Below are 26,730 nucleotides of genomic sequence, written 5' to 3'. Positions count from 1 at the left end.
TTGGCTGTCGAAGAGCGCGTCACGGCTTCGACGAGCGGGTCGCGTTGATGCCTGCGGCGTTCGGCACCAAGGTCCGCCGGCCGGTGTATCGACACGACGCCGAGGGCCGGGGGCAGCAAGCCGCGTGGGCGCCGGGCTTTCGGTGTGTCGGGTTCCGGCGGTCGTTGCCGTAAGCCGAACGGGTGACGGAACGGCATCAACTCGTGAGTGTGGCCCCCGCGGGCGGGTTCGACAGGCTGGAATGGAGCCTGCGGGGGCCGGTTCGACCCGATTGGCGAAGGTGCCGTCCCATGAGTGACTCATCCGGCAATCCCTACGCTCCGCGCCTGGTGGCCGCCGGGCAGACGTTCGATGTCGTCGAGGTCGACGCGCGGCTGGGGCGCGAGGTGGTGAAGCACCTGCGTGCCGCGGGAGTTCGGGTCGGGCCGGTGATCCACGACCGGCGCTGCGCCAAGATGGGCTTCCTGGTCCCGGTCACCTCCCCCGCCCGCACCCGCCTGCGCGACCAGCGCGGACCCAGTCGGCACGGCCTCGGTGCGTGGGTCACCTTCCCACCGCCGCGCAGCGGCGCCGGCCCCCTCGTCTGGTTCGTCTCGCCCACCGAAAACCCGATTCCCACCCCGCTGGGCCCCCTCGACACCGCCATCACCAGAGCTGCCGCGACTCTGATCGATCACGGCCGTGCTCCGAACGGCTGAACCGTCGTCACCACCCGGCCGGCAGGAGGGCCTCCTCGGAAGCTCTCGTCAGGGGTGGGAGCCCGCCCGTACGATGCGGGCCTCGGGACGGGAGACGGGGACGGCGGATGGGCGTGGTGGGGCGGAAGACCGAGGAGTTACGGGACGAGGTGGTCGGGCATCTCCGGATCCGGCGGCGGATCCGGCAGTGGATCGCGATCGGGTTCGTGTTCGGGCTGCTGATCGGCGCGGGCCTGGCCGCGGGCGCGGCGGCGCTGTACTGGCCGGAGAAGGACGAGCCGCTGAAGATGACGATGCGCGAGTGGGAGATACCGGTCAAGGCCCCGGCCGTGCTCAGCGGGCCGGCCACGTTCACCGTGCAGGGCCTCACCTGCGATATCGAGTGGATCACCGGCACCCACGCCGAGCACTTCGCCAAGGGCCGACTGTGCCGGGTCAAGGTCTCCATCGCCAACAACTCGCTGGCCACCGTGCAGATCGCCAATCTGGAGCAGCGCCTGGTCCTGGCGGACGGCAGCCGGCTCGGCATGGACCTGGAATCGATGGAGATCAAGCGCCAACTCCGCGAGTTCACCCTCGGCGCCTCCGACACCCTGGTCGAGGACCTGTGGTTCGACCTCCCCCAGGGCATCTTTCCCACCGAGATCCTCCTGCGTGCCAACGCCGACACCCCCCAGGGCCGCGCGGAACTCCCGCGAAAGGACTGGTCGCAGAGGTAACGAGGCGGTCACCGGGCCTATGGGGCGTACGCGTTCGTGACCCGCGTCGAAGGAACGCACGCGGCCATGCCGCCCGCACCGTTCCCGGTGACCGTTCGTTCCGACGAGTTGCGCAGGCTGCGCCGAGGCGCGAACCCGGTTCGGTCGAGGCGACCCCCGCCCCGCCCCGGGAAATGTGCGGGCGAGGTGAGCGGTGGGGGCCGTAGGGTTCGGGCATGTCGGAGGATGTGCAGCAGGAGGCCGCCGAGCGGATTCGAGAGTTGGCGCGGCGGTTTGCCGAGCGCCATCCCGAGTTGCTGCGACGGTTGAAGGAGGCGTGAGCGGATGTACCTGCTCACCGCCGCCGATGCGATCGCCGTCGCCGAGGAGAGCACCGGGAACCCCGGGATTCGCGACCGCGCCCTGATCGAGTCCGGCGTGGCCCGCCCCGGCGCGTCCGCGTTCGGTGCCGACGCCTATCCCGACCCGTGGACCAAGGCCGCCGCGCTCCTGCACTCGATCGTGGCCAATCACCCGTTCGTCGACGGCAACAAGCGCACCGGCTTGGTGGCTGCCGTGGTGTTCCTCGAATACAACGGAATCGATGTCGGACTCCTGGACGAGGACGCGACGTTCGACCTGATCATCGCCGTGGCGGACGGTTCGCTGAGCGAAATCCGGTCGATCGCGGATGCGTTGCGCGCCGCACTGCGCGCCTGAGCCGGCGACGGCACCCCCGGCGATACCCCCTAGCATCGGGGCGAGTCGGCGCCTGTACGGGGGCGCGTCGTCGAGAAAGGCGTACTTGTGACGCAGTCTTTCCATCCGCCCGGAGCCGCCGGAATCGAACGCAAGGCGATGTTCGCCTTCGGCTGGATTCCGCTGCCCAAGCGAGTCGCCGAACGATACTTCGTGCCGGACTATCGGCTGATCGGGCGCGATGTGACCCTGGAGCGGGTGCGCGCGATCCGGTCCTGGCTCGGCCTGGGCGTACTGATCTGGATCGCGGTCACCTACGGCGGCACCAACGACGCCGCCCAGGGCTGGATGGCAAGCTTCATCGCGTCCGTCTTCGTGGCGATCATCGCGTGCCCGATCGCGGTGGCCGTGATCGTCGCCCTCACCCGCCCCGAGGTGCGGACCGAGACGCGCAAGAGCCTGATGTTGCCGCTGCGTTCGCTCGGCCTGTTCGTGCTCGTCTCGGTGGTCACGCTCGGCGGTCTGAGCTCGCTGGCGTACGGATCCCGAAGGGTCAACGCGGGCGCCGACGTGACCTCGTTCTTCGTCACGTTGCTCGGCCTGATCGTGTCGCTGTGGGTGCTGCGCTTCTGGTTCCTCGCGGTCCGGGCGATCCCGCAGCACCTGTTCCGTGCCGTGGACGGACACCCCCTGCTGCCCGCCGTGATCGCGCCCTGGCTCTCCTGGTGTGGGGCGCTGGTCGACCTCGGTGACGACGGCGGCAAGGGTGCGCTGCCGACCGGCGTACGGCTGGTCGGCACGCTCGGCGGCCCGGTCACCATCACCCTGATGTCGCTGTGGGAGATCCGCCGGGTGCGCAGCCGCTACGGCGTCACCTTCCGCGGCGGACCGCACCCGACCCGCCGGCCGGAGCCGGTCCCGCCGCCGATGCCGCTGTTCCCGAACCAGGCCAACCCGTGGCAGCCGCAGCCCCCGCAAGGGTTCTTCCCGCCGGCCCCGCCGCAACAGGCACCGAACCCGCAGCAACACCCGGCCTGGCAGCAGCCGCCGTCCGGCTACCACCGCCCCCCGCCGCCGCCATGGGGCCCGCCGCGCGGCTGACCTCGTGCTCCGCCGGGGGTGCCGGCCCATCCGGCCCACCCCCGGCGCGCGCCGAGAACACCGCGGGTCGATACAGCTAGTGCGTCGACAACCGCTCCCGCAGCCGCGCGACCTCCGCGTCGGTCAGCCCCAGCCCGTCCCGCACATAACCCTCGACCGACCCGTACCGCTCCTCCGCCGTGGTGAACGCCGTGTTCAGGTAGTCCTCGTGCACGTCGAAGACCGGCTTGAGGTGCGCGGGGTCGAAGCCGCGCTCGGCGATGTGCCTGAGGATCTCGCCGTTCTTGTCCGCGAGGTGCTTCGCGCTGGCCAGGTAGTCCTCGACGATGGTCGCCCGCGGCACGCCGAGCAGGGTGAGCAGCACCGCCGAGGTCCACCCGGTCCGGTCCTTGCCCTGCGAGCAGTGGAACACCGTCGGCGCCTCCACGGCCGCCATCCGCTCGAACACCTCGCGGTAGGCGGCCCGGGCGCCCTCGGTGGTCACGAAGCGCCGGTACACCTCGCACATCAGGTCGCGCCCGGCGGTGCCGCCGAGCAGTTCGCCCGCACGGTCCGGGTCGGCGAACACCTCACCGAACAGCTCGTCGTTCTGGCGCCCCATCACGTCCGCGATCAACAGCTCGGCGCCTTCCGGCACCCGGTCCGGCTCGCGGTCGCGCTCGGTGTCCGAGCGCAGGTCGATCACCAGGCCGATGCCCAGCCGCAGCAGCGTCGCGGCGTCCGCCGCATCCACCTCGCCCAGGCCGTCGGAGCGGTACACGAGACCCGTGCGCACCTTGCGGCCGTCCGCGGTGGCATGCCCACCCGCGTCACGGAAGTTCGGGGCGGTGACCAGGATCGGCGTCGGGGACGTCATGGTGCGCGGTCCTTCGCTTCGAGGAGATGCCGGGCGAGCGGATGCCGGACGGGCGGCTGCCGGGGTGGGTACATCCACCCTACGTGAGCGTACGGCGGAGGATGTCGCTGCCCACATCCGGAAATGTGGGCGATCACCTCCGGCCATCCGGGCGTTCGTACGCGACCATCTCGACGCCCCGTCCCCTCTGCGGACCGCGGATCGCAGCTACGTGGGCGCCCACACCGCGTGCTCGACCCGCAACAACATCGCCGAGCGCCCGGCCAGCCGCAGTCCGCTGCCGCCCGCGACCGGCTCGCTGTAGCGCGCCATCGGATCGTCCTCCAGCCCCGTGTCCAGGACCACCTCGTAACTGTGCGCCCACGGCTCGTCCGGCAGCGTGAAGCGCATCGGCTGTGAGGACGCGTGCAGGATGAACAGGAAGCTGTCGTCCAGGATCCGTTCGCCGCGCGGGCCCCGTCGGTCGATGTCCAGGCCGGACAGGTACATCCCCAGCGTCGCGGTCGGCGCGAACCAGTCCTTGCGGGTCATCTCGCGCCCGGCCGGCGTGAACCAGGCCAGATCGCGCAGCCCGTCCGGCGCCACCGGGCGACCCGAGTAGAACGCCCGCCGGCACAACACCGGATGCGCCCGCCGCAGCCGGATCAGCCGCGCGGTCAGATCGAGCAGCGGCCGCCACTGCGGCGAGTCCAGCGCCGACCAGTCCAACCAGGACAGCTCGTTGTCCTGGCAGTAGGCGTTGTTGTTGCCCACCTGGGTGCGGCCCATCTCGTCGCCGGAGGCGATCATCGGAACGCCCGTGGACAGCAGCAGGGTGGTCATCAGATTGCGGATCTGCCGCTTGCGCAGCGAGACCACGTTCGGGTCCGACGTCTCGCCCTCGTAGCCGTGGTTCCACGACCGGTTGTTGTCGGTGCCGTCCCGGTTGTCCTCGCCGTTCGCCTCGTTGCGCTTGCGCTCGTAGGTGACCAGGTCGCGCATTGTGAAGCCGTCGTGCGCGGTGACGAAGTTGATCGACGCGTACGGGTTGCGCCCGTCGCGCTGGTACAGGTCGGACGAGCCGGACAGTCGGTAGGCCAGCCCGCGCACATCCGGGCGGGCGCCTCGCCAGAAGTCGCGGACCGCGTCCCGATACTGGTCGTTCCACTCGGTCCACAGCGGCGGAAACGCGCCCACCTGGTAGCCGCCGGCGCCCAGGTCCCACGGCTCGGCGATCAGCTTGACCCGGGACAACACCGGGTCCTGGGCGATCACGGTCAGGAACGAGGACAGCTTGTCCACGTCGTGCGTCGACCGGGCCAAAGCCGCCGCCAGGTCGAACCGGAAGCCGTCCACACCCATCTCGATCACCCAGTAGCGCAGCGAGTCGGTGATCAACTGGAGCACGTGCGGCTGGACCACGTTGAGCGTGTTCCCGCAGCCGGTGTAGTCGGTGTAGTGCCGGCCACCGTCGGCCAGCCGGTAGTAGCCGCCGTTGTCGATGCCCCGAAAGCACAACGTCGGCCCGGCCGGGCCGCCCTCGCCGGTGTGGTTGTAGACCACGTCCAGGATCACCTCGAGTCCGGCCGCATGCAGCGCGTGCACCATGTCTCGGAACTCGTGCACCTGACCGCCGCGCCCGCCCGCCGAACTGTAGCCGGCGTGCGGCGCGAAGAAGCCCACCGTGTTGTAGCCCCAGTGGTTGGTCCGGCCGCCGCGCAACAGGTGCTCCTCGGACACGAACTGATGCACCGGCAGCAACTCGACCGCGGTCACCCCGAGCCGGACCAGGTGGTCGATCGCGGCCGGGTGGGCCAGGCCCGCGTAGGTCCCCCGCAGGTGGTCCGGGATGCGCGGGTGGCGCGCGGTGAAGCCCTTGACGTGCAGTTCGTAGATGACACTCTCGGCCCACGGGATCTTCGGCCGCCGGTCCTGTGACCAGTCGCTGTCGTCCGCCACGACCACCGACTTGGGTACGTACGCGGCCGAGTCGCGATCGTCGCGCACCGTGTCGTCCCGGCCGCGCACGTGCCCGAACACCGCGTCGTGCAGCACGAAATCGCCGTCCACGGCCCGTGCGTAGGGGTCCAGGAGCAGTTTGGCCGGGTTCCAGCGGGCACCCCGTCCCGGCTCCCAGCGTCCGTGCACGCGGTAGCCGTACCGCTGTCCGGGACGCACCCCGGGTACGTAGCCGTGCCACACCCGGAAGGTCTGCTCGCGCAGCGGCAGCCGACTCTCGCGCAGCGTTCCGTCCGGTCCCTCCTCGAACAGGCACAGGTCGACCGCCTCCGCGTCGCCGGCCCACAGCGCGAAGTTGGTGCCCGCGCCGTCGAAGCGCGCACCGAGCGGCAACCGGCGGCCCGGCCAGGGCGGCGGCACATGGCCGTTGGACATGGCATATCCGCCGAGCACGTCACGCGCGTCGACCTCGGGGTCCGTCGATTCCCACTCGAGCGTCACGGCCCGCCTCCCATCCCGGTCCCCAGGATGTTCCCGCCGGGCCCCCACACCTACACGCCCGTGCCCGGATCCCCCGGACAGGACCTGTCCCGGTACGCCGCTGCGGCGGCATCCCCCGAGGGATGCCGCCGCAGCGGAGTGACGATCGGCCGGGTCGGTGCGGCCGATCGGGTCTGCTCAGAACCAGGGGTGCCAGTGGTGAACCGCGGTCGGGGACTCGGCGATGTTGCCCTGCTCGATCACCACGACGCCCGAGTTGCCGTTGACGCCCGCGGTGTTGTTCTGGTTCGAGGCACCGGCACCGGTCGCACTCTGCTGGGTGGCGTTGTAGTTGCCGTCCACGCCGCCGAGCACGTTCCCGCTGCCACTGTTGGTGGTGGAGGAGGTCGTGGTCGACGCGGTCGAGCCGTTGTCGCCGACCGTGCCGTTGCCCCCGTCGGCGGAGGCGGCGCCGGCGCCCAGGAAGAGCAGGCCGGCGGCGAGGGGGGCCACGGCGAGAGCGCCGAGCTTGCGGTTCATGTGGATCCTCCGTCTGTTGCGGATCCGGGCTGGGCCCGGGGCATCCCATCAGGTGCACGGGCCGCCGCGGGGGGCGAACGATCCGGCCTCCGAAGCGACTTCGTGTGACCAAGCTGTCGCAAACAGTGACAATAAATCCAGTCATATGGCCCGGCTTCCCTCGGGAGAGTGACAGGGGAGCCCCGAACCCCCAACGAGCGCCGACACGGAGGGTTGCGGTCGAGGCGGAATTTCCGCCGATTCGGCCTAGAGTTTCGGCCATTGTGGCCGGATTTCATGGCTTTGTCGATGAACGGTGAGTCACCAAGGTGTTGTTCCCTACCGGCGGAGCGCGGAAATGTGCCCCGAATCGTTTTGTGCGACCGCTCCGAGGGGCGCGCGCTCCCGTCTTCACGTGAGCTTCACGAATGCCGGGTTTGAGTTAGGTTGCCGGTATGCCCGTCGTAGTCACCGGAGCCGACCAACCTCTCGGTCGTGCCGTCGCGCTCGAACTCGCGGCCTCGGGCGGGGAGGTGCGGGCCACCGTCCGCGATCGCGGCGCGGTCGGCGCGCTGCGGGCGGCCGGCATCCGGGTCGCGGTGAGCGACCTGTGCGACCCGGCGCGACTGGGCGCGGTGCTGGAGGGTGCGCACACCGTGGTGCACCTCGATCGCGGCGCCGACGGGGACGGTTCACCAGGCGACACCTGGGGGTGGTTGCTGGAGGCCGCGGAGGGTACGGATCTCCAGCGGATCGTCACGGTCCTACCACAGCCACCGACCCGCCCTCGGGCCCGAGAGGGCGAATGGGGGTACGAATTGATCATCCGTCAGTTGCCCGCCGGCGGGGCCGATCGGCCGGGATACCCGGATCCGGCGCTGGTCCACGAACTGGTGGAGGCCGATCGGCGGGCCGAGTGAGGCACGTCGACGCGGCGCAAGCGCGGTGAGCCGGCTGCCCGTTGTCCGAGAGGATGGCCGTGATGGCCGCATTTGCCCGCAGGTGACCGAGACTTCGGAACCGCGGCGGATGTTCGATTCGTCACATGGAATGTGAGATGTGGTTCTCGGCCCAGGCCGGGTCACGACTCGGCTCCGGATGAAGGGACTACCCGTACATGTCAGCAGGATCGAAGCCGCTCTCGTCGAGGCGGTCGCCGGCTCGATGGCGTGTGCTGCCCGCACTGATGCTCGGCGCGCTCCTGCTCGTGACGGGCTGTAGCTCCGACGACGGCAAGGACGCCGGCAAGAAGACCGAGGGCGGGAACACCTCGACGGCCAAGGGCGATCAGAAGAAGGGCGCCGATCCGGCGGCGATCACGCTGACCCCGGCGGACGGCGCGACCGCGATCGACCCACAGGCGCCGATCACGATCGCGGTCAACGGCGGCAGGCTCGGCGAGGTCAAGGTCGTCAACGCGCAGAACGAACCGGTCGACGGCGCACTCGACCCGGACGGCAAGTCCTGGAAGCCCAAGGTCGCCTTCACCCTCGGCGGCAAGTACACGGTCAGTGCGACCGCGACCAACCCCGATAACACGCCCACCACCGCGCGGGCGACGTTCGGCACGTTGTCCGGCGACAAGAAGGTCACCGCGAGGTTCAGCCCCGAGGACGGCGCCACAGTCGGCGTGGGCTTTCCGGTGTCACTGACCTTCGACTACCCGGTCAAGAACAGGGCCGCCGTGGAGAAGGCGCTGTCCGTCGACGTCGAGCCCAGGGTCGAGGGTGCCTGGCACTGGTTCGACAACACCCGCGTGGACTACCGGCCCAGGGACTACTGGGCGCCCGGTACGAGCGTCAAGGTCAACCTGAACCTGCGTGGGGTCGACGTCGGCAATGGCGCGATCGCCAACCAGTTCAAGAGCTACAGCTTCAAGGTGGCCGCCACCAAGCGGGTCGCCATGGTGGACGTGAAGGCGCACACCATGAAGGTGTACGAGAACGACCGGTTGATCAAGACCATCCCGATCACGGCCGGCAAGTCGCCGAAGTACAGCACGTGGAACGGCAGGATGGCGATCACCGAGAAGTTCGAGAAGACCCGGATGAATTCGCAGACCGTGGGTCTGGGCAGCGAGTACGACATCGACGACGTGCCGAACGCGATGCGGATCACCACGTCGGGCACCTTCGTGCACGGCAACTACTGGGCCGACCCGAGTGTCTTCGGCAGCGAGAACACCAGTCACGGCTGCGTCTCGATGACGAAGGAGAACGCCAAGTGGCTGTACGACCGGGTGATCCCGGGCGACGTCGTGGACATCTCCGGCTCCGACGAGCGCACCGTGGACCCGGACAACGGCTTCGGCGATTGGAACCTGCCCTGGAACGAGTGGATCGCGAGCGGTACACCGGGCGGCGGCGCGCCGAAGACCACGACGCCGACGCACTGAGGCACGGGCACCGAGCCTTCGGGCGCGGGGCCGCGACCCACGCGCCGGCGGCCCCACGCACGGCCGCGCGGGGTGCCGGCGCCTAAGGTCGGGTCAGCACATCAGGGCTGACCAAAGGAGAGCGTCATGGGCGAATTCGTCAACCTGGAAGTGGCCGACGGCGTCGGCACGATCCGGCTGAGCCGGCCGCCGATGAACGCGCTGAACCGGCAACTCCAGGAGGAGCTTCGGGCGGCGGCGCACGAGGCGGGTGAGCGGGCGGACGTGCGCGCGGTCGTGCTCTACGGCGGTGAGAAGGTGTTCGCGGCGGGTGCGGACATCAAGGAGATGGCCGACATGGCGTACGTCGACATGGCCGACCGGGGTGCCGCGCTCCAGTCCTCGTTCACCGCGGTCGCCGAGATCCCCAAGCCGGTCGTCGCAGCGATCACCGGCTTCGCGCTCGGTGGCGGTTGTGAACTCGCGCTGTGCGCGGACGTACGGGTGTGCGCCGACACCGCGAAGCTGGGCCAGCCGGAGATCACCCTGGGCATCATCCCGGGCGCCGGCGGCACCCAGCGGCTGCCCCGACTGATCGGCCCCGCCAAGGCCAAGGACCTGATCTTCACCGGCCGCTTCGTGGCCGCCGACGAAGCACTCGCGATCGGCCTGGTGGACCGGGTGGTCCCGGCCGAGCACGTGTACGCCGAGGCGGTGAAGTGGGCCACGCAGTTCGCCAACGGCCCGGTATACGCGCTGCGCGCGGCCAAGGAAGCGATCGACCGCGGCCTCGACGTCGACCTGGACACCGGCCTGGAGATCGAACGCCTCCAGTTCACCGCACTGTTCGCGACCGAGGACCGCTCCACCGGCATGCGCGCCTTCGTGGCCAAGGAGAAGCCGAAGTTCACGGGCCGCTGATCGCGACCGCGAAACGGCCGCGGGGCCGGTGGGGCGAGTGCCCCGCCGGCCCCGCGGCCGTCGGCGTGAACGTGGATCCGCGAGGTGGGATCAGAGGTTCGGGTACAGCGGGTGCTTCTTCGCCAGGGCCGTGACGCGCGTGGCCAGGGCAGCCTTGCGGGTGTCGTCGAAGCCGGGGAGGAGGGCCTCGGCGATGATGTCGGAGACCTCCTCGAAGTCGGCCGCCTCGAAGCCGCGGGTGGCCAGGGCCGGCGTGCCGATCCGCAGGCCGGAGGTGACCATGGCCGGGCGCGGGTCGAACGGGACCGCGTTGCGGTTGACCGTGATGCCGATCTCGTGCAGGCGGTCCTCGCCCTGCTGACCGTTGAGCTCCGAGTCGCGCAGGTCGACCAGGACCAGGTGCACGTCGGTGCCGCCGGTGAGCACGGTGATGCCCGCGTCGGTGACGTCCTTGCGGGTGAGCCGCTCGGCGAGGATGACCGAGCCCTCCAGGGTGCGCCGCTGGCGGTCCTTGAAGTCGTCGGAGGCGGCGACCTTGAAGGCCACCGCCTTGCCCGCGATCACGTGCTCCAGGGGGCCACCCTGCTGGCCCGGGAAGACCGCCGAGTTGATCTTCTTGGCGTACTCCGCCTTGGACAGGATGACGCCGCCGCGCGGGCCGCCCAGGGTCTTGTGCGTCGTGGTGGTGACCACGTCCGCGTACGGCACGGGGCTGGGGTGCAGACCCGCGGCGACCAGGCCCGCGAAGTGCGCCATGTCCACCATGAAGTACGCGCCGATCTCGTCGGCGATCCGGCGGAACTCGGCGAAGTCGAGCTGCCTCGGGTAGGCCGACCAACCGGCGATGATCAGCTTCGGTCGGTGCTCCTTGGCCAGGCGCTCGACCTCCTCCATGTCGACCCGGTGGGTCTTCTCGTCGACGTGGTAGGCGACCACGTTGTAGAGCTTGCCGGAGAAGTTGATCTTCATGCCGTGGGTGAGGTGGCCGCCGTGGGCCAGGTCCAGGCCGAGGATCGTGTCGCCGGGCGTGAGCAGCGCGAACATCGCGGCGGCGTTCGCGGACGCGCCCGAGTGCGGCTGCACGTTGGCGGCCTCGGCGCCGAAGAGCTCCTTGACCCGGTCGATGGCGAGCTGCTCGACGACGTCGACGTGCTCGCAGCCGCCGTAGTAGCGCCGGCCGGGGTAGCCCTCGGCGTACTTGTTGGTCAGGACGGAACCCTGTGCCTCCAACACCGCCACGGGGGCGAAGTTCTCGGAGGCGATCATCTCCAGGGTGTTCTGCTGGCGGTGCAGCTCGTCGGTGACGGCGGCGGCGACCTGCGGGTCCACCTCGCTCAGCGGACGGTCCAGGATCGTCACGGTTGTCAGCTCCTCGATCGGGTCGATCTCGATCATTCGCCGCAGAACGCGGCGTACTCGTCGGCCGACAGCAGGCCCTCGGCCTCGCCGTCGATGCGCACCTTGAACAGCCAGCCCGCCCCGAAGGGGTCGGAGTTCACCAGGGCGGGGTCCTCGGCGACAGCGTCGTTGATCTCGACGATCTCGCCGGAGACCGGCGCGTACATGTCGCTGACCGACTTGGTGGACTCCAGCTCGCCGCACGGCTCGCCGGCGACGACCGTCTGACCGACCTCGGGAAGCTGGACGAACACCACGTCGCCGAGCGCGTCGGCCGCGTGCTTGGTGATGCCGACGAGGGCGGGGGAGGCCGCCTCGTCGAGCCACTCGTGTTCCTTGCTGTAGCGCAGGTGCTGGGGTGCGTGCACGGGTCCATTCTCCATTCGAATGAGGAGGGTCTGTCCCTCAGGTGGTTTTGTAATTGTTTGTGCCGCCGGTTTGTGCCGCCGGTTTGTGCCGCCGGTTCGTGCCGCCGGCCCGAGGGCCCGCGTCGGTCGCGCCCGAGGACCCGGGATCGGGCCCCGCGTGCGGCTCGGGTCAGGCCCGCTTGTAGAACGGCAGCGCGACGACCTCGACCGGCTCCGCCTTGCCGCGGATGTCCACGGCCAGCCGGGTGCCCGGTTCGGCCCGCTCCGAAGCCACGTACGCCATCGCGATCGGCACACCCAGCGTCGGCGAGGGCGCGCCGGAGGTGACCTCGCCGACCCGCTCGCCGGTCTCCGCGTCCACCACCGGGTAGCCCGCACGCGGGACCCGCTTGCCCGGCGAGGTGAGCCCGACCAGCGTTCGGCGCACGTCGGCCTGCGCCGCGGCCAGCGCGTCGCGCCCGACGAAGTCCTCGGGCTTGTCCAGCCGGACCACCCGACCCAGGTTGGCCTCGTACGGCGTGGTGTCCCGGGTCAGCTCGTGACCGTACAGCGGCATGCCCGCCTCCAGGCGCAGCGTGTCCCGGCAGGACAGCCCGGCCGGCACCAGGCTGTGCGGCTTCCCGGCCGCGAGCAACGCCTCCCACAGCGCGACCGCGTCGTCGGGCGCGGCGAACAGCTCGAAGCCGTCCTCGCCGGTGTAGCCGGTGCGCGCGAGCAGCACCGGGACGCCGGCGACCTCGGTGCGCAGGATCGCGTAGTACTTGAGCGCGGGCAGGTCGGCGTCGGTGAGCGAGCCGACGATCGCGGTCGACGCGGGGCCCTGCACGGCGAGCAGCGTGTACTCCTCGGACGCGTCGCGCACCGTGGCGTCGAAGTTCTCCGAGCGGTGCTTCAGGCTGCCCGCGACCACATCCGCGTTGGACGCGTTGGCCACCACCACGAAGTGCTCGTCGCCCAGCCGGTAGACGATCAGGTCGTCGACGATGCCGCCCTCTTCGGTGCAGATCATCGTGTACCGGGCGCGGTCGACCCCGATCTTCGAGACGAAACCGACCAGGGCGTGGTCGAGCGCGCGGGCGGCGTCCGGGCCGGTGACCTCGATTTCACCCATGTGGGTGAGGTCGAACAGGCCGGCCGTGGTGCGCACCGCAGTGTGCTCGTCGCGCTCGCTCCCGTACCGGAGCGGCATCCGCCAACCGGCGAAATCGGTCATCGTGGCCCCGAGCGCGTCGTGCACGGCGTCGAGCGGGGTCCGGCGGTCGGTGGTCATGCGAAGGCTCCTTCGAGGGGGCGCCGGCGGGAACACCCGAGGGGCGCGGGCCGGTCGGGGGCATGGCGAACGGCCGCGCGCTCGGCCGCGCGCACCACGCGCGGAGCGCGGACGCGGCGCGCGGACGAGGAGCGGGTGCCGGCGCGGAGTGCGGCGAAAGGTGACGGGCGGTGCGGCGAATACGACAACAAAGGGGGCTCCCTGCCATGGCGTTCAGCCCTTTTCGACCAGAGTCGGTCGAAAAGTGGGGTGCCCTCCCCTTCTGTCATCGGAACCTGAGAGCTTCATCGCGTCCGAGCGCATCCGCGCGAAAACTGCGATTTGCACCGTGGGTGAACCGCACCAGCGGTGCGGTTGCTTTCCAGAAGTGCCTGACCCATGCGGTATCGGTGCCTGAGAGATTCCGGGGAGGAGTTGCTCCTTCGGCGCCCCGCTCGTGGGCGAGGACTCTTCCGCGTGGGGTCGACGGCCGATATGAGGTTGTGCCCGGCATGCTAGCGCGTGTCGTCAATCCCCCGCCGGGACCGGGACCCGCCGAGTCCGAGGGCTGCCGACTTGGAGAGATGGCCGACACGCGCTCGCGCGCGAGGGTGCGAGGGTGCGACACCATGCGCAAGGCAGGACGGTTCGGGACAAGGGAGGGCTCGTGGAGACGGACTCGGCGGGGGCGCATACCGGCGCCGCGACGGGCGGCGTACTGATGCCCCGGTCCGTGCACGACCTCCGCGAGGAGCGCGATGGCCCGGGAAACCGGATCGGCGACCGGGTGGTGGACGTGCTGGCCTATCCGGCCTCGTGTGTGCTCGTGGTCACCGGCCTGCCCGGGGCCGGCAAGAGCACGCTGCTCGCGCGGGTGGTCACCCCCGGGCCGACCGTGGCCGTGCTCGACGCGGACCTGGTCCGGGCGCGCTGGGCGGTGCGTGCCGGGCGCATCCCGTATCGGGCCTATCGGCCGCTGGTGCGGCTCTCGCACTACGGCGAGGTGGCCCGGGCGCTGCGCGGCCCGGGCGCCGTGGTCGTGCACGACAGCGGCCGGAACCCGATGCTGCGCCGGGTGCTGGTGCTCGTCGCTCGTCGGCGCGGCAGTTCGGCACACGCACTGCTGTTGGACGTGACCGCCCATCAGGCGCTTTCCGGCCAACGCGCGCGTGGGCGCGGAGTGTCCACATCGGTGTTCGCCCGGCACCACCGCGAGTGGCGTGAACTGCTCGCCCGACTGACGCCGTGGCTGGACGCGGGCCCCACCCTGGCGTCCGCTCCCGGCGGCTTCACGTCGTGCGTACTGCTGGACCGCTCGGCCGCCCGGAAGCTCAGCCGGATCGTTTTCGCAGACCCCGTACCCGGACAGTCCCGACGGCGACAGCCGACCGAGTCGTAAACTGCGGCCGACACCAGAGGAGCACCACCATGCCGTTTCCGGCCAATCCCGTGGAGAGCGCGCTCGTCGCGGCGATGCACGACCCGTCCCGGGCCGAGGCTCTCTTCGAGGCCCTGGCCGAGGCGGACGTGTGGGTGCCGCTGCCCGAGGGCGGCAACCCGGCCGACAGCGAACTGACGCTGCCGACCACCGAGATCGACGGCCGGCCGTATGTGCCGGTGTTCTCCTCGGAGGAGGAGTTCCGGCGGATCGCCGGCCCGATGCCGTGCACGGTCGCGCCGATGCGCGAGTTCGCCCGCGGGATGCCGCCGAACGTGGGCATCGCGGTCAACCCGGGCGGCGAGGCGGGCATTCCGATCCCACCGCCGGGCGTGCTGGAACTGGCCCGGCTGCCCGGCGCGGGTGTGCGCGGCGCGCGGGTGCGGTTGTACGAGCCGGACGAGGAGCCGATGGAGTTCCTGATCGCGGCCGCCGCCGAGTTCACCCACGTGCCGGTGGTGCTGAGTGCGCGACGCGGCTTGGGCGTGATCGAGTCCGATCCGCCGTGCCTGTTCATCGGCGTCGAGTTGGATCGCTGGCAGGAGGAGGACCGGCTGGCCGCGGTCGGCGCCCTGGAGCGCGCGCTCGGCCGGGCCGCATCCCCGTGGCCGGTGAACGTGGTGCTGTTGGACGTCGCGCAGGATCCTGTGGGGGACTGGATGCTGGAACAGACCCAGCCGTTCTACCTACGGGCCGACCAGCGCTGAGCCCGCACCCGTGCATTCCGCGCACCCGCGTGCGCGGCACACACCGGCGCGCCCGGGTTCCGGCGCCGCGGCATTCATCGAAATCATGTCATCGGACCGGCGATCGGTCCGGCGGTACATCGGTACATCGGTTCGGATTCGGGGAGGACGTCGTGAACCAGGTCGAACAGGCATTGAGCCAGGTGACGCCCGGGCGTTACGACGCCTACGAGCGGTTGCTCGAAGCACTCACCGGCGCGCACGTGTGGATGCTGCTGTGGCAGGGACAACCGGGCAGCCCGGATGCCCAGTACGGGAACATGGACGTGGCCGGGTGGCGCTACGCCCCGGCGTTCACGTCCGAGGAGCAGTTGCGTCTCAGTGGCTGGGATCGCTCCTTCGAGGTCTGCCCGGTCACCGAGATCGCCTCCTCGCTGTACACCGACCACTGGGGCCTGTGGCTGAATCCGCACGCTCAGGGCGGCGGCGTCGGCGTGCCCTACCTCGACCTCCGGCGGATCGTCGGCGGCCTGGACCGGTTGATGGCCGGCCCCCTGGAAGTGGGCGAACCGACCCTGTGGGACCCGGCGTTCTACGCCCTGCTCGGCGGCCAACTGTTCCAGACCCAGGTGGTGCGAGCCGCGCACCGGGCCTGGGTACGGCCCACGGTCGGACCCGAACGCCTCGTGATCGGCCTGCGCCTGACGGACAATCAGCCCGCCACGATGCAACGGATGCGGGACGCGATGGCGGCCGCCTCGGCCGCCGCGCCGGCCGGCCTGACGTTGTCCTCGGTCGCACTGGACGACCCGTTCGACCCGGTCGCCGCGTGGATGCGCGAGCACACCCGGCCGTTCATCGGCATCGACATGCTCGACGAGGCCGCGCGCAACACGCAGTGAACGAAGATCGGCACACAGTGGCGGGAGGGGGTAACAGGCACTGATGCCCCCAAAAAACTGACGTCACGTCATCAACCACTGCCTTGTTGTGATTTCGTGACCGATCTACGCGGATCAACCCGTGAATCGTGTCGCCGTAATCACGGTTCAGTAAAGGTATCCCTCGACCCCTGTTGGTGCCCCCCGTCACGGAGGAGTCTCACCCGGACGACAGATCCCGAAGATCATCGGGATCGCAATGCCGGGTATGGCGACGGGATCGGCGATCCCGAGCCGCCGTCGCATCCGTGAGCGGGGAGGGTCGATCCATGACGGCACCGATCGAGACCACCGGTGTGGCCCGAGAGGCGCACCCCGAAGCGATCGCCGAGTCCGCCGGCGTACGCATCGAGGGTCGTTCCCTCGGCCAGATCGCGTGGGCCCGATTCCGTCGCGACAAGGTCGCGATGGCCGGTGGCGTGGTGATCATCTTCATGGTCCTCGTGGCGATCTTCGCCCCGGTGATCACCTCCTTCGTCGGCGGCGATCCCGCCGAGTACCACGACGATCTGCTCGACCCGGTGTTGAACATTCCCAATGGCAGCTTCGGTGGTGCCAGTTGGGACCATCCGCTGGGTCTGGAGCCGGTCAACGGCCGGGACATCTTCTCGCGCATCGTCTACGGCGCCCGCATCTCGATGCTCGTGGCCTTCCTCGCCACGCTCCTGTCGGTGGTCATAGGCGTCGTACTGGGTACCGTGGCGGGCTACTTCGGCGGCTGGGTCGACGCGCTGATCAGCCGCGCGATGGACGTCTTCCTGGCCTTCCCGCTGCTCCTGTTCGCGATCGCGATCGGCAGCAGCCTCCAGGGCGAGGCGTTCGGCATGAAGGGCGACACGCTCCGGGTCACCGTGCTGATCTTCGTGATCGGCTTCTTCAGCTGGCCCTACATCGCCCGCATCGTGCGCGGCCAGACGTTGTCGCTGCGCGAGCGGGAGTTCGTCGAGGCGGCCCGCAGCCTCGGGGCCACCGATCGGCACATCATCTTCAAGGAACTGCTGCCGAACCTGGTCGGTCCGATCCTGGTGTACTCCACGCTGCTGATCCCGACCAACATCCTGTTCGAGGCCGCCCTTTCGTACCTGGGGGTCGGCGTTCAAGAACCCACCGCCTCGTGGGGTGGCATGCTCGCGCGCGCCACCTCCCGGTACGAGGACGCACCGATGTTCATGGTCGTCCCCGGAGTCACGATCTTCATCACCGTGCTCGCGTTCAACCTGCTCGGCGACGGGCTTCGAGACGCCCTCGACCCACGCAGCCGCTGAATATCCCGCAAGTCCCCACGAGGAGGCACGACCAGCGATGAAACACCCGGTAACTCGCAGGCGCAGGGCCCAAGCGCTGATCGGCGTCGTTGCGGTCACCGCGATGGCCGCAACCGCGTGTGGCGGTGGTGGCGGCGGCTCGAAGAAGAAGTACTCGCCGAGCAACAAGGCCATCACCGAGGTCGTCAACCAGTCGACCAAGAAGGGCGGCACGCTCAAGCTGGTCAGCTCGGACAAGTTCGACTCGCTCGACCCGGGCGACATGTACTACGCCTCGGCCTGGAACTTCTCCCGGCTGATGGCCCGTCCGCTGCTGACCTTCAAGCCCGCCCCGGGCAACGCGAGCTACGAGTTCGCGCCGGACCTGGCCACCGAGGTGGGCAAGACCGACGACGGCGGCAAGACCTGGACGTACCACCTGCGCAAGGGCGTCAAGTACGAGGACGGCACCGAGGTCAAGGCCGCGGACGTCAAGTACGCGGTCGAGCGGACCTTCGACAAGGAGATCCTGCCCAACGGCCCGGCGTACTTCACCCAGTACCTGGACCCGGACGGCACCTACAAGGGCCCGTACAAGGACTCCGCGGACAAGCAGGGCCTGAGCGCGATCGAGACGCCGGACGACTACACCATCATCTTCAAGATGAAGGAGCCGTTCGCGGACTTCAACTACCTCGCCGCGCTCCCGCAGACCGCGCCGGTACCGCGCGCCAAGGACACCGGCAAGGAGTACGTCAAGCACCCCCTCGCCTCCGGCGCGTACATGGTCGACGGCCAGTACGAGCCCGGCAAGGCGGTCAACCTGGTCCGCAACCCGAACTGGGACCCGAGCACCGACCCGCTGCGCAAGGCGCTGCCGGACCGGATCGAGCTCCTGGAGAAGCAGGACGCGAACGACGTCGACAACCGGCTCTTCGCCAACACCGCGCAGCTCGACGTGGTCGGTACCGGTGTCCAGGCCGCCGCGCAGAACAAGATCCTGACCGACGAGAAGCTCGCCGCGAACTCGGACGACGCGGTCTCCGGTGCGCTGGCGTACCTCGCGATCAGCTCGAAGACCCCGCCGTTCGACAACGTGCACTGCCGGCGTGCCGTGCAGTACGCGGTGAACAAGGCGCAGATGCAGCGCGCGGTCGGCGGTGAGGTCGGCGCCGACATCGCGACGAACCTGATGCCGCCGACGCTGGCCGGTTCCAAGGTCGCCGACATGTACCCCAACGGCGACAAGCACACCGGTGACGTGGCCAAGGCCAAGGACGAGCTCAAGCAGTGCGGCAAGCCGGACGGCTTCAGCACCGTGCTCACCGCGCGCAGCAACCGGCCCAAGGAGGTCGCGGGCGCCACGTCGGTGCAGAACGCGCTCGCCAAGGTCGGCATCAAGATCGAGATCCGCCAGTACCCCTCGGGTGACTACTTCACCCAGTTCGCCGGTGTGCCCAAGTGGGTGGCGGACAACAAGGTCGGCATCATGTTCATGCAGTGGGGTCCCGACTTCCCGACCCAGTTCGGCTTCTTCCAGCAGATCGTGGACGGCCGGGCGATCAAGCCCGCCGGTGGCACGAACCTGTCCGAGCTGAACGACCCGGCGGTCAACGGTCTGATCGACCAGGCCACCCGCACGATCGACCCGAACGCGAGCGCGGGCATCTGGCAGCAGTTGGACCAGAAGGTCATGGAGTCGGCGGTGATGGTTCCGTTCGCATGGACCAAGTCGCTGCTCTACCGCCCGCCGAACGTGACCAACCTGGTCGTCACGCCCGCGTACTCCGGGATGTACGACTACCTCAACATCGGTATCCAGTAAGCCTGCGACGAGGTCAGTAGCCCGAAGGAGAGGTGAAGGCCCGTCAGTTCCGGTGCGGGGAGTGGTGATCCCGCTCCCCGCACCGGACCGGGTCGCCGGCTCATGATTTTCTATCTGCTCAGGCGACTGGCGGGAGCGGTGGTGCTCCTGTTGATCGTCACCATGGCGGTCTTCGCCATCTTCTTCCTCATTCCGCGTCTGGGAGGCGCCACAAGCGACCAACTCGCCGCGCGGTATGTCGGCAAATCGCCCAGCCCGCAGGCGATTTCGCAGGTAAAGCACAGTCTCGGGCTGGACAAGTCGGTGCCCGAGCAGTACGGCAAATTCGTCAAGGGCATGATCGCCGGCAAGGACTACGACACCGGCGTACGCAAGGTGCACTGTGCGCCGCCGTGCCTGGGCTTCTCCTTCCGCAACAACCTGGAGGTGTGGCCGCGGTTGCAGGACCGGATCCCGGTCACGCTGTCGCTGGCCGCGGGCGCCGCGGTGATCTGGCTGCTCGCGGGCGTGTCGATCGGGGTGATCTCGGCGCTCAAACGCGGCAGCCTCTGGGACCGCTTCTCGATGGGCTTCGCGCTCGCGGGAGTGTCCCTGCCACCGTTCTTCACCGGCCTGGTGGCACTGGCGTTGTTCAGTTATCAATGGCCGATCTTCAAGGGCGTGCACTACGTGCCGTTCTTCGACAATCCCGGCAGCTGGGCCTGGAACCTGATCCTGCCCTGGCTGACCCTGGCGTTCCTGTACGCGGCGCTGTACGCCCGACTCACCCGCGCCGGCATGCTCGAAACGATGAGCGAGGACTACATCCGCACCGCGCGGGCCAAGGGCCTGCGCGAACGGGACGTCATCGTCAAACACGGGCTGCGCGCGGCGCTCACGCCGATCCTGACCATCTTCGGCATGGACGTCGGCCTGCTCCTGGGCGGCGCGATCCTGACCGAACAGGTCTATTCGCTCGACGGAATCGGCAAGTTCGCCGTCGAGGCGATCACGCAACAGGATCTGCCCGAAGTGCTCGGCGTGACGATGATCGCCGCCATCTTCGTGATCCTGGCCAACCTCGTCGTGGACCTGCTCTACGCGGTCGTCGATCCCCGGGTGAGGACCTGATGCCCAGATTGCTACCGCGCCGCAAGCGGGACACCGCGGCCGATATACCCGAGCTCGCCCCGGCCGGCCCGCCGCCGGAGGCCGACAACTTCCTGGAAGTGCGCGGTCTCACCGTGCACTTCCCCACCGACGACGGCTTGGTGCGCAGCGTCGACGGGGTGGACTTCTCGCTCCGGCGCGGGCGCACCCTGGGCATCGTCGGCGAATCCGGCTCCGGCAAGAGCGTCACCTCGCTGGCGATCATGGGCCTGCACGGCAACACCAGCGCCCGAATAGGCGGCGAAATCTGGCTGGACGGACAGGAGTTGGTGCGCTCGACGCCCGAGCAGGTCCGGCTGATGCGCGGCCGTCGAATGGCGATGATCTTCCAGGACCCGATGTCCTCGATGCACCCGTACTACACAGTGGGCCACCAGATCATCGAGGCCTACCAGGTGCACAACGAGGTTTCCGCCAAGCAGGCCCGCACGCACGCGATCGACCTGCTCGGCCGGGTCGGCATCCCGCGTCCCGACCGGCGCGTGGACGACTATCCGCACCAGTTCTCCGGCGGCATGCGCCAGCGCGCGATGATCGCGATGGCGCTCAGCTGCGACCCGGAACTGTTGATCGCGGACGAGCCGACCACCGCGCTGGACGTCACCGTGCAGGCCCAGATCCTGGACCTGATCCGGGACCTGCAGCGGGAGTTCAACTCCGCGGTGGTGATGATCACGCACGACCTGGGTGTGGTCGCCGAGCTCGCCGACGACGTGCTGGTGATGTACGCCGGTCGGGCGGTCGAGCACGGCCCCTCGCGGACCCTGTTCGAGCAGCCCCGACACCCCTACACGTGGGGCCTGTTGGGCTCGCTGACCCGGCTCGACCGGGACCGCCAGGACCGGCTGATGCCGATCAAGGGCAGCCCGCCGAGCCTGATCTCGCTGCCCTCGGGCTGCGCGTTCCGCACCCGCTGCCCGTACGCGGACCACAACGACGGGCGCGAGAAGACCGAGGTCCCCCGACTGCTCGAGATCGAGCCGGGCCACCGGACCGCATGCCACCTGGACATCCAGGAGCGCGAGCGGATCTGGACCGAGGACATCAGGCCGCGCCTGTGAGCGAGACGGCGAACGTGAAAGCGAACGGGCACACGGCCGGTCACATGGACGGGCACACGGCCGGTGGCACGGCCGGAAACAAAGGGAACGGGAACGCTGAAGTGACCGAGGGCGCCCGAGCGGGAGACGACGTGAAAGCTGCGCAGGCCGCCGAGGCGGCCGCCGATTCCCCGGCCGTGCGGGAGCGGGACGTGCTGGTGCGCGTGCGCGGGCTGCGCAAACATTTCCCGATCCGGTCCGGGGTCACCCGGCGCCGAGCAGGCGCGGTCAAGGCCGTGGACGGTCTCGACTTCGACATCCGCGAGGGCGAGACGCTGGGTCTGGTGGGCGAGTCGGGCTGTGGCAAGTCGACCACCGGGCGGATGGTGATGCGGCTGCTGGAGCCCACCGAGGGCACCATCGAGTTCGGCGGGCGCGACATCACCGGACTCTCTCGCGGTCAACTGCGGCCGCTGCGGCGCGACTTCCAGATGATCTTCCAGGACCCGCAGTCCTCGCTGAACCCCCGGCACACCGTCGGCACCATCGTCGGGCTGCCGTTCCGGTTGCAGAAGGTCACCCCCGAGGGCGGCATCAAGAAGGCCGTGCAGGAGCTTTTGGAACTGGTCGGGCTCAGCCCCGAGCACTACAACCGCTACCCGCACGAATTCTCCGGCGGCCAGCGCCAGCGGATCGGCATCGCGCGCGCGTTGGCGTTGCGACCCAAGCTGGTGGTCGCCGACGAGCCGGTGTCCGCGCTGGACGTGTCCATCCAGGCGCAGGTGGTCAACCTGCTGGACGACCTACAGAGCGAGTTCGGGCTGACCTACCTGATCATCGCGCACGACCTGTCGGTGGTCCGGCACACCAGCGACCGGGTCGCGGTGATGTACCTCGGCAAGATCGTCGAGATCGCGGACCGCGAGGACCTCTACTCCTCGCCCAAGCACCCGTACACGGTCGCCCTGATGTCCGCCGTCCCGGTGCCGGACCCGGCCCGGCGCGAGATCCGCGATCGCATCCTGCTCAAGGGCGACGTGCCCAGTCCGATGGACCCGCCGCCGGCCTGCCGGTTCCACACCCGGTGCTGGAAGGTGCGGGACATCTGCAAGACCCAGGAGCCACCGCTGACCGAGATCGCCGGACGGCACCAGGTGGCCTGCCACTTCCCGGAGAACGTGCCTGCGGGGGAGGGCGCGGTCGAGGTGGTGGAGCTGGTGAAGCCGGCGGCGGACGCGCCTTCGAAGGACGCGCTCTCGAAGGACGCGCCGGCGACGGAGGCACCTTCGACGGACGCGGCCCCCGAGGCCGTGGAGGCCGAGCCGGAGACCGCGCCGGAGGTCGAGCAGAAGGCCGACGGGAATGCCGAGGGCAGGACCGACGCGAAGGCCGACGGGAAGCCGGATGGAAAGCCCGATCGGGAGGACACACCGCCCACATCTGCCCCGTGAGTAACGGGCCGTACCCGGCGGTGTAGAACATCCGTTATGTCGCCCGAGGTGCCGCCCGAGATCTTCCACCACACGCTGCAACAGGTCCTGGACCTGATCGGCATCTTCGTGTTCGCGGCCGCCGGCGCGCTGATGGCCGTCCGGAAGAACTTCGACGTCATCGGGATCACCCTGCTCGCCGAGGTCACCGCCCTCGGCGGCGGGGTGATACGCGATGTGATCATCGGGTCGGTGCCACCGGCGGCCTTCACCGATCTCGGCTACTTCTCCACTCCACTGCTCGCCGCGGGCCTGGTTTTCTTCCTGCACCCCCAAGTCGAGCGCATCATGTCGGCGATCGACGTGCTGGACGCGGCCGGGCTCGGCCTGTTCTGCGTGACCGGCACCGCGAAGGCGTACGCGTACGGCCTGAATCCGATCCCGGCCGCCGCGCTCGGGGTGACCACCGCCGTCGGCGGCGGCGCGATGCGCGATGTGCTGGCGCGCGAAGTGCCCACGCTGCTGCGCTGGGACCGGGAGATCTACACCTTCCCGGCGCTGCTCGGCGCGGGCATCACCGCCGCGCTGATCGAGTTCGACCTGTTCGGGCCGGTCACCGCGACGGCGGCGGTGACCTTCGCGTTCCTGCTCCGGGTGCTCGCGCTCCGGCGCGGGTGGCGGGCGCCGCGCGCGTGGCGCCGGAACTCGGGCACCAGCGCCGAGGAGCAGTGAGCCGGCGGCATGCGCTCGTACCGACCCTCTTCCGGCGACTTCGCCGGCCCGCAGCACCGGCCTTCGTCGTCGGCCGGCAGGCGCAATGCGCCACTCATAAGGGTGGACCGTGCCCGATCCGCCTCGGCGCGCGTTGCACCGGGATGTGTGGGAGACCCGGCAGCCGTTGACCTACGACCACCAGAGCCGGGACAACCGGATCCGAAGGACGGGCGCCTGCGCCGGCGAATCGTCGCGTACGTGAGCGCGGTGCTGCCGTCCCGGCGCTTGTGGCTCGGCCGATTCGTGCCCGGAGGGCCGCGTTACGGACGGGTGTACGGCCGTCCGCGCCGGCGCCCGCGCGTACCCGACTAAGCTGCGCAGTGCGATGGCCTACTTCGATCACGCGGCGACCACCCCGATGCGCCTTTCGGCAATCCGGGCGATGACCGTACAGCTTGCCCGACTCGGGAACCCGTCCTCGCTGCACGCGTCCGGGCGACGCGCGCGCCGCACGGTGGAGGAGTCCCGCGAGTCGCTGGCCCATGCGCTGGGTGCGCGACCGAGCGAGATCGTCTTCACCGCCGGCGGCACCGAGGCAGACAATCTCGCGGTCAAGGGGATCTACTGGTCGCGGGTCGCGGCGGACCCGGCGCGGCGGCGGATACTCGTCAGTCCGGTGGAGCACCACGCCGTGCTCGACCCCGTGCTGTGGCTGGAGTCGGCCGAGGGCGCGGAGGTCGAGTGGCTCGACGTGGACACCGACGGGCGGGTGCAGCCGGACACTCTGCGGGTGGCCATCGAACGCGATCCGGCGTCGGTGGCGCTGGTGTCGGTGATGTGGGCCAACAATGAGGTCGGCACGGTCGAACCGATCGCCGAGCTGGTCGAGATCGCGCACGAGTTCGGCATCCCGTTCCACTCCGACGCGGTTCAGGCGGTCGGCCAGATTCCGGTCGACTTCTCGGCGGCCGGCCTGGATGCGATGACGGTCACCGGACACAAGCTGGGCGGCCCGGGGAACTGCGGCGCGCTCGTGCTCGGGCGCGGTATCACGCCGGTGCCGGTGCTGCACGGCGGCGGCCAGGAGCGCGACGTGCGCTCGGGAACGCTGGACGCCGCGTCGATCGCCGCGCTTGCCGTGGCGGCCGAGGAGTCGGTGCGCGAACAGACACAGTACGCGCGGCGGGTGGGCGCGCTGCGGGACGAGTTGGTGCGGCGGATCGTGGCGGCGGTGCCGGACGCGCAGCTCAACGGAGATCGGCGGCTCGACCCGGCGCACCGATTGCCGGGCAACGCGCACTTCTCCTTCCCGGGCTGCGAGGGCGACTCGCTGCTGCTGCTGCTCGACGCGCGCGGGATCGAGTGCTCGACCGGGTCGGCCTGCTCGGCGGGTGTCGCCCAGCCGAGCCACGTACTGCTCGCGATGGGCGCGGACAGCGCCCGGGCCCGCGGCTCGCTGCGGTTCAGCCTGGGGCACACCACGACCGAGGCCGAGGTCACCGAGCTGGCCGAGGCGATCCTGCCGGTGGTCACCCGGGCCCGATCGGCGGGGTCGGTGGCGGCGCGCCGGTAGGGCACGCTTTGGGTGGGGCCGGGGACTGGGGCTGGGATCGGGTGCGGATTCGGTTCGGGTGATCCTTCGGGGCGGGGCCGGTGGTTCCTTGGGATCGGGCCGATCGGCGGGTCGTGTTCGGCTCGGGTAATCCCCTCGGGGGTCGGCGGGGTGACCACGTACTCTTGAGGCGCCATGTCTGATTACACGCTTCCCCCTGCCAACGGCCGCCGCCTTCGGGTGCTCGCCGCCATGTCCGGCGGGGTCGACTCCGCCGTTGCCGCCGCCCGAGCGGTCGAGGCCGGACACGACGTGGTCGGTGTCCACCTCGCGCTCTCGGCGAAACCCGCGACGCTGCGTGAGGGTGCCCGCGGTTGTTGCACGATCGAGGATTCCCGGGACGCGCGGCGGGCCGCGGACGTGATCGGCATTCCGTTCTATGTGTGGGACATGGCCGAGCGCTTCCGCGAGGACGTCATGGACGACTTCGTGGCCGAGTACAAGGCCGGGCGCACGCCGAACCCGTGCCTGCGCTGCAACGAGAAGATCAAGTTCGCGGCGCTGCTCGACAAGGCGCTCGGGCTCGGCTTCGACGCGGTGTGCACCGGGCACTACGCGCAGGTCGTCGAGCACCCGGACGGCTCGCGCGAGCTGCACCGCTCGGTCGACATGGGCAAGGACCAGTCGTATGTGCTGGGCGTGCTCGATACCGAGCAGCTCGCGCACGCGATGTTCCCGCTCGGCGGCGACACCAAGGGCGACGTGCGGGCGGAGGCCGAGCGGCGGGACCTCGCGGTCGCACAGAAGCCGGACAGCCACGACATCTGCTTCATCGCCGACGGCGACACCCAGGGCTTCCTGGCCAAGCACCTGGGCACCGAGCGCGGCGACATCGTGGACGCGACGGGCACCAAGCTCGGCGAGCACGACGGTGCGTACGCGTACACGATCGGCCAGCGCAAGGGCCTGCGGATCGGCCGGCCGGCGGCGGACGGCAAGCCCCGGTACGTGCTGGACATCTCGCCGGTGAGCAACACCGTCACGGTCGGCCCGGTCGAGGCGCTGGACGTGGACCGCTTGGTCGGCATCCGCCCGAGGTGGTGCGGTCCGGCCCCGGTCGGCGAGGTGGCCTGCACGGCCCAGGTCCGAGCGCACGGCGAGGAGACCCCGGCGATCGCGGAGGCGATCGGCGACGAGGTCCGCGTCCGACTGGCCGAGCCGATCCGAGGCATCGCCCGGGGGCAGGCGGTCGTCCTGTACGACGGGACGCGCGTCATCGGGTCGGCGACGATCGACGGGACGGCGTAGGGCGAGGTCGCGGGGGCGGCGTACGTGGGGGTCGGCTCGGCGGCTTGACCCGGTACAACGCGGAGCACGGGAAAGTCCCCTTCCTGCCGACTGATGAGGCCCCG

24 protein-coding genes and 1 riboswitch are annotated in these 26,730 nt (G+C 70.0%); of the genes, 18 read left to right on the top strand and 6 right to left on the bottom strand.

What is annotated here, in order from left to right; all coding sequences use genetic code 11:
* The first annotated feature begins 290 nt into the window (after nt 1-290).
* From ABZS54_RS07355 to ABZS54_RS07340, 4 genes are all read left to right on the top strand, one after another.
* Entirely contained in the window at nt 291-698 is a 408-nt protein-coding gene (locus ABZS54_RS07355; RefSeq protein ID WP_355532016.1) for a hypothetical protein, read from the top strand.
* 107 nt (nt 699-805) lie between these two features.
* The gene (locus tag ABZS54_RS07350) at nt 806-1,417 is read left to right on the top strand and encodes a hypothetical protein (RefSeq protein WP_355532014.1); all 612 of its coding nucleotides are present in this window, start codon (nt 806-808) and stop codon (nt 1,415-1,417) included.
* Between the two features lie 324 nt (nt 1,418-1,741).
* Complete coding sequence (locus ABZS54_RS07345; RefSeq protein WP_355532012.1) at nt 1,742-2,116, top strand: type II toxin-antitoxin system death-on-curing family toxin; 375 nt, start codon at nt 1,742-1,744, stop codon at nt 2,114-2,116.
* Between the two features lie 87 nt (nt 2,117-2,203).
* Entirely contained in the window at nt 2,204-3,196 is a 993-nt protein-coding gene (locus tag ABZS54_RS07340; protein WP_355532010.1) for a hypothetical protein, read from the top strand.
* A 76-nt stretch (nt 3,197-3,272) separates the two neighbouring features.
* On the opposite strand, the gene ABZS54_RS07335 is transcribed toward ABZS54_RS07340, so the two are convergent.
* The 3 genes from ABZS54_RS07335 to ABZS54_RS07325 all read right to left on the bottom strand — a co-directional run bounded on the left by ABZS54_RS07335 (nt 3,273) and on the right by ABZS54_RS07325 (nt 7,010).
* Nucleotides 3,273-4,052, bottom strand: a complete 780-nt coding sequence (locus ABZS54_RS07335) for a tyrosine-protein phosphatase (RefSeq protein ID WP_355532008.1) — start codon at nt 4,050-4,052, stop codon at nt 3,273-3,275.
* A 207-nt stretch (nt 4,053-4,259) separates the two neighbouring features.
* Entirely contained in the window at nt 4,260-6,425 is a 2,166-nt protein-coding gene (gene glgX / locus ABZS54_RS07330) for a glycogen debranching protein GlgX (protein ID WP_355532083.1), read from the bottom strand.
* 243 nt (nt 6,426-6,668) lie between these two features.
* Nucleotides 6,669-7,010 (bottom strand): hypothetical protein, encoded by a 342-nt coding sequence (locus ABZS54_RS07325; protein ID WP_355532006.1) that lies wholly within the window; start codon nt 7,008-7,010, stop codon nt 6,669-6,671.
* A gap of 434 nt (nt 7,011-7,444) precedes the next feature.
* Between ABZS54_RS07325 and ABZS54_RS07320 the strand changes: the two genes are divergently transcribed.
* The 3 genes from ABZS54_RS07320 (at nt 7,445) to ABZS54_RS07310 (ending at nt 10,284) form a co-directional block, all read left to right on the top strand.
* Nucleotides 7,445-7,909, top strand: coding sequence for an NAD(P)H-binding protein (locus ABZS54_RS07320; RefSeq protein WP_355532004.1), 465 nt, complete (start codon nt 7,445-7,447; stop codon nt 7,907-7,909).
* Between the two features lie 251 nt (nt 7,910-8,160).
* Nucleotides 8,161-9,384, top strand: a complete 1,224-nt coding sequence (locus ABZS54_RS07315; RefSeq protein ID WP_355532002.1) for an Ig-like domain-containing protein — start codon at nt 8,161-8,163, stop codon at nt 9,382-9,384.
* A gap of 126 nt (nt 9,385-9,510) precedes the next feature.
* A complete protein-coding gene (locus ABZS54_RS07310) occupies nt 9,511-10,284 on the top strand; it encodes an enoyl-CoA hydratase-related protein (RefSeq protein WP_355532000.1) in 774 nt (257 codons plus the stop codon).
* A 90-nt stretch (nt 10,285-10,374) separates the two neighbouring features.
* Here the strand turns inward: ABZS54_RS07310 and glyA are convergent, their stop codons facing one another.
* The 3 genes from glyA to gcvT form a co-directional block, all read right to left on the bottom strand.
* The gene (glyA, locus tag ABZS54_RS07305; protein WP_355532081.1) at nt 10,375-11,643 is read right to left on the bottom strand and encodes a serine hydroxymethyltransferase; all 1,269 of its coding nucleotides are present in this window, start codon (nt 11,641-11,643) and stop codon (nt 10,375-10,377) included.
* Between the two features lie 32 nt (nt 11,644-11,675).
* Nucleotides 11,676-12,050: a glycine cleavage system protein GcvH gene (gcvH, locus tag ABZS54_RS07300; RefSeq protein WP_020556128.1), complete on the bottom strand. Its 375-nt coding sequence runs from the start codon at nt 12,048-12,050 to the stop codon at nt 11,676-11,678.
* Between the two features lie 169 nt (nt 12,051-12,219).
* Nucleotides 12,220-13,320 carry a glycine cleavage system aminomethyltransferase GcvT gene (gcvT, locus tag ABZS54_RS07295; protein ID WP_355531998.1) on the bottom strand — a complete coding sequence of 367 codons (1,101 nt, stop codon included), beginning with the start codon at nt 13,318-13,320 and terminating at the stop codon, nt 12,220-12,222.
* 371 nt (nt 13,321-13,691) lie between these two features.
* A riboswitch (glycine riboswitch) is annotated at nt 13,692-13,785 on the bottom strand.
* 181 nt (nt 13,786-13,966) lie between these two features.
* Here gcvT and ABZS54_RS07290 point away from each other — a divergent pair.
* From ABZS54_RS07290 to mnmA, 11 genes are all read left to right on the top strand, one after another.
* Nucleotides 13,967-14,698: an AAA family ATPase gene (locus ABZS54_RS07290; protein WP_355531996.1), complete on the top strand. Its 732-nt coding sequence runs from the start codon at nt 13,967-13,969 to the stop codon at nt 14,696-14,698.
* Nucleotides 14,699-14,727: 29 nt separating this feature from the next.
* Nucleotides 14,728-15,444, top strand: a complete 717-nt coding sequence (locus ABZS54_RS07285; protein ID WP_355531994.1) for an enhanced serine sensitivity protein SseB — start codon at nt 14,728-14,730, stop codon at nt 15,442-15,444.
* A 152-nt stretch (nt 15,445-15,596) separates the two neighbouring features.
* Nucleotides 15,597-16,325 carry an enhanced serine sensitivity protein SseB C-terminal domain-containing protein gene (locus ABZS54_RS07280; RefSeq protein WP_355531992.1) on the top strand — a complete coding sequence of 243 codons (729 nt, stop codon included), beginning with the start codon at nt 15,597-15,599 and terminating at the stop codon, nt 16,323-16,325.
* 308 nt (nt 16,326-16,633) lie between these two features.
* Nucleotides 16,634-17,629, top strand: coding sequence for an ABC transporter permease (locus ABZS54_RS07275; protein WP_355531990.1), 996 nt, complete (start codon nt 16,634-16,636; stop codon nt 17,627-17,629).
* A 37-nt stretch (nt 17,630-17,666) separates the two neighbouring features.
* Nucleotides 17,667-19,433 (top strand): ABC transporter substrate-binding protein, encoded by a 1,767-nt coding sequence (locus ABZS54_RS07270; protein ID WP_355531988.1) that lies wholly within the window; start codon nt 17,667-17,669, stop codon nt 19,431-19,433.
* 102 nt (nt 19,434-19,535) lie between these two features.
* Nucleotides 19,536-20,543, top strand: coding sequence for an ABC transporter permease (locus tag ABZS54_RS07265; protein WP_355531987.1), 1,008 nt, complete (start codon nt 19,536-19,538; stop codon nt 20,541-20,543).
* A complete protein-coding gene (locus ABZS54_RS07260) occupies nt 20,543-21,643 on the top strand; it encodes an ABC transporter ATP-binding protein (protein WP_355531985.1) in 1,101 nt (366 codons plus the stop codon). Before ABZS54_RS07265 ends, ABZS54_RS07260 begins: the two co-directional genes overlap by 1 nt.
* 44 nt (nt 21,644-21,687) lie before the next feature.
* Nucleotides 21,688-23,073 (top strand): ABC transporter ATP-binding protein, encoded by a 1,386-nt coding sequence (locus tag ABZS54_RS07255; protein WP_355531983.1) that lies wholly within the window; start codon nt 21,688-21,690, stop codon nt 23,071-23,073.
* 36 nt (nt 23,074-23,109) lie between these two features.
* On the top strand, nt 23,110-23,784 hold the full coding sequence (locus ABZS54_RS07250; RefSeq protein WP_355531981.1) for a trimeric intracellular cation channel family protein: 675 nt from the start codon (nt 23,110-23,112) through the stop codon (nt 23,782-23,784).
* Between the two features lie 367 nt (nt 23,785-24,151).
* Nucleotides 24,152-25,339, top strand: coding sequence for a cysteine desulfurase family protein (locus ABZS54_RS07245; protein WP_355531979.1), 1,188 nt, complete (start codon nt 24,152-24,154; stop codon nt 25,337-25,339).
* A gap of 174 nt (nt 25,340-25,513) precedes the next feature.
* A complete protein-coding gene (gene mnmA / locus ABZS54_RS07240; protein ID WP_355531977.1) occupies nt 25,514-26,626 on the top strand; it encodes a tRNA 2-thiouridine(34) synthase MnmA in 1,113 nt (370 codons plus the stop codon).
* Nucleotides 26,627-26,730 lie beyond the last annotated feature (104 nt).

This window comes from Embleya sp. NPDC005575 (genome assembly GCF_040605455.1).
GTDB lineage: Bacteria > Actinomycetota > Actinomycetes > Streptomycetales > Streptomycetaceae > Embleya.
The sequence above is the reverse complement of the archived record's forward strand: the minus strand, read 5'-3'. Positions and strand labels throughout refer to the sequence as shown.

What these genes read in the sequence shown, in the direction of transcription:
- ABZS54_RS07355 (WP_355532016.1), top strand. Translation starts at nt 291, where the DNA reads ATGAGTGACTCATCCGGCAATCCCTACGCTCCGCGCCTGGTGGCCGCC.
- ABZS54_RS07350 (WP_355532014.1), top strand. Translation starts at nt 806, where the DNA reads ATGGGCGTGGTGGGGCGGAAGACCGAGGAGTTACGGGACGAGGTGGTC.
- ABZS54_RS07345 (WP_355532012.1), top strand. Translation starts at nt 1,742, where the DNA reads ATGTACCTGCTCACCGCCGCCGATGCGATCGCCGTCGCCGAGGAGAGC.
- ABZS54_RS07335 (WP_355532008.1), bottom strand. Translation starts at nt 4,052, where the DNA reads ATGACGTCCCCGACGCCGATCCTGGTCACCGCCCCGAACTTCCGTGAC.
- glgX (WP_355532083.1), bottom strand. Translation starts at nt 6,425, where the DNA reads ATGTCCAACGGCCATGTGCCGCCGCCCTGGCCGGGCCGCCGGTTGCCG.
- ABZS54_RS07325 (WP_355532006.1), bottom strand. Translation starts at nt 7,010, where the DNA reads ATGAACCGCAAGCTCGGCGCTCTCGCCGTGGCCCCCCTCGCCGCCGGC.
- ABZS54_RS07320 (WP_355532004.1), top strand. Translation starts at nt 7,445, where the DNA reads ATGCCCGTCGTAGTCACCGGAGCCGACCAACCTCTCGGTCGTGCCGTC.
- ABZS54_RS07310 (WP_355532000.1), top strand. Translation starts at nt 9,511, where the DNA reads ATGGGCGAATTCGTCAACCTGGAAGTGGCCGACGGCGTCGGCACGATC.
- gcvT (WP_355531998.1), bottom strand. Translation starts at nt 13,320, where the DNA reads ATGACCACCGACCGCCGGACCCCGCTCGACGCCGTGCACGACGCGCTC.
- ABZS54_RS07285 (WP_355531994.1), top strand. Translation starts at nt 14,728, where the DNA reads ATGCCGTTTCCGGCCAATCCCGTGGAGAGCGCGCTCGTCGCGGCGATG.
- ABZS54_RS07275 (WP_355531990.1), top strand. Translation starts at nt 16,634, where the DNA reads ATGACGGCACCGATCGAGACCACCGGTGTGGCCCGAGAGGCGCACCCC.
- ABZS54_RS07270 (WP_355531988.1), top strand. Translation starts at nt 17,667, where the DNA reads ATGAAACACCCGGTAACTCGCAGGCGCAGGGCCCAAGCGCTGATCGGC.
- ABZS54_RS07265 (WP_355531987.1), top strand. Translation starts at nt 19,536, where the DNA reads ATGATTTTCTATCTGCTCAGGCGACTGGCGGGAGCGGTGGTGCTCCTG.
- ABZS54_RS07260 (WP_355531985.1), top strand. Translation starts at nt 20,543, where the DNA reads ATGCCCAGATTGCTACCGCGCCGCAAGCGGGACACCGCGGCCGATATA.
- ABZS54_RS07255 (WP_355531983.1), top strand. Translation starts at nt 21,688, where the DNA reads ATGGACGGGCACACGGCCGGTGGCACGGCCGGAAACAAAGGGAACGGG.
- ABZS54_RS07250 (WP_355531981.1), top strand. Translation starts at nt 23,110, where the DNA reads ATGTCGCCCGAGGTGCCGCCCGAGATCTTCCACCACACGCTGCAACAG.
- ABZS54_RS07245 (WP_355531979.1), top strand. Translation starts at nt 24,152, where the DNA reads ATGGCCTACTTCGATCACGCGGCGACCACCCCGATGCGCCTTTCGGCA.
- mnmA (WP_355531977.1), top strand. Translation starts at nt 25,514, where the DNA reads ATGTCTGATTACACGCTTCCCCCTGCCAACGGCCGCCGCCTTCGGGTG.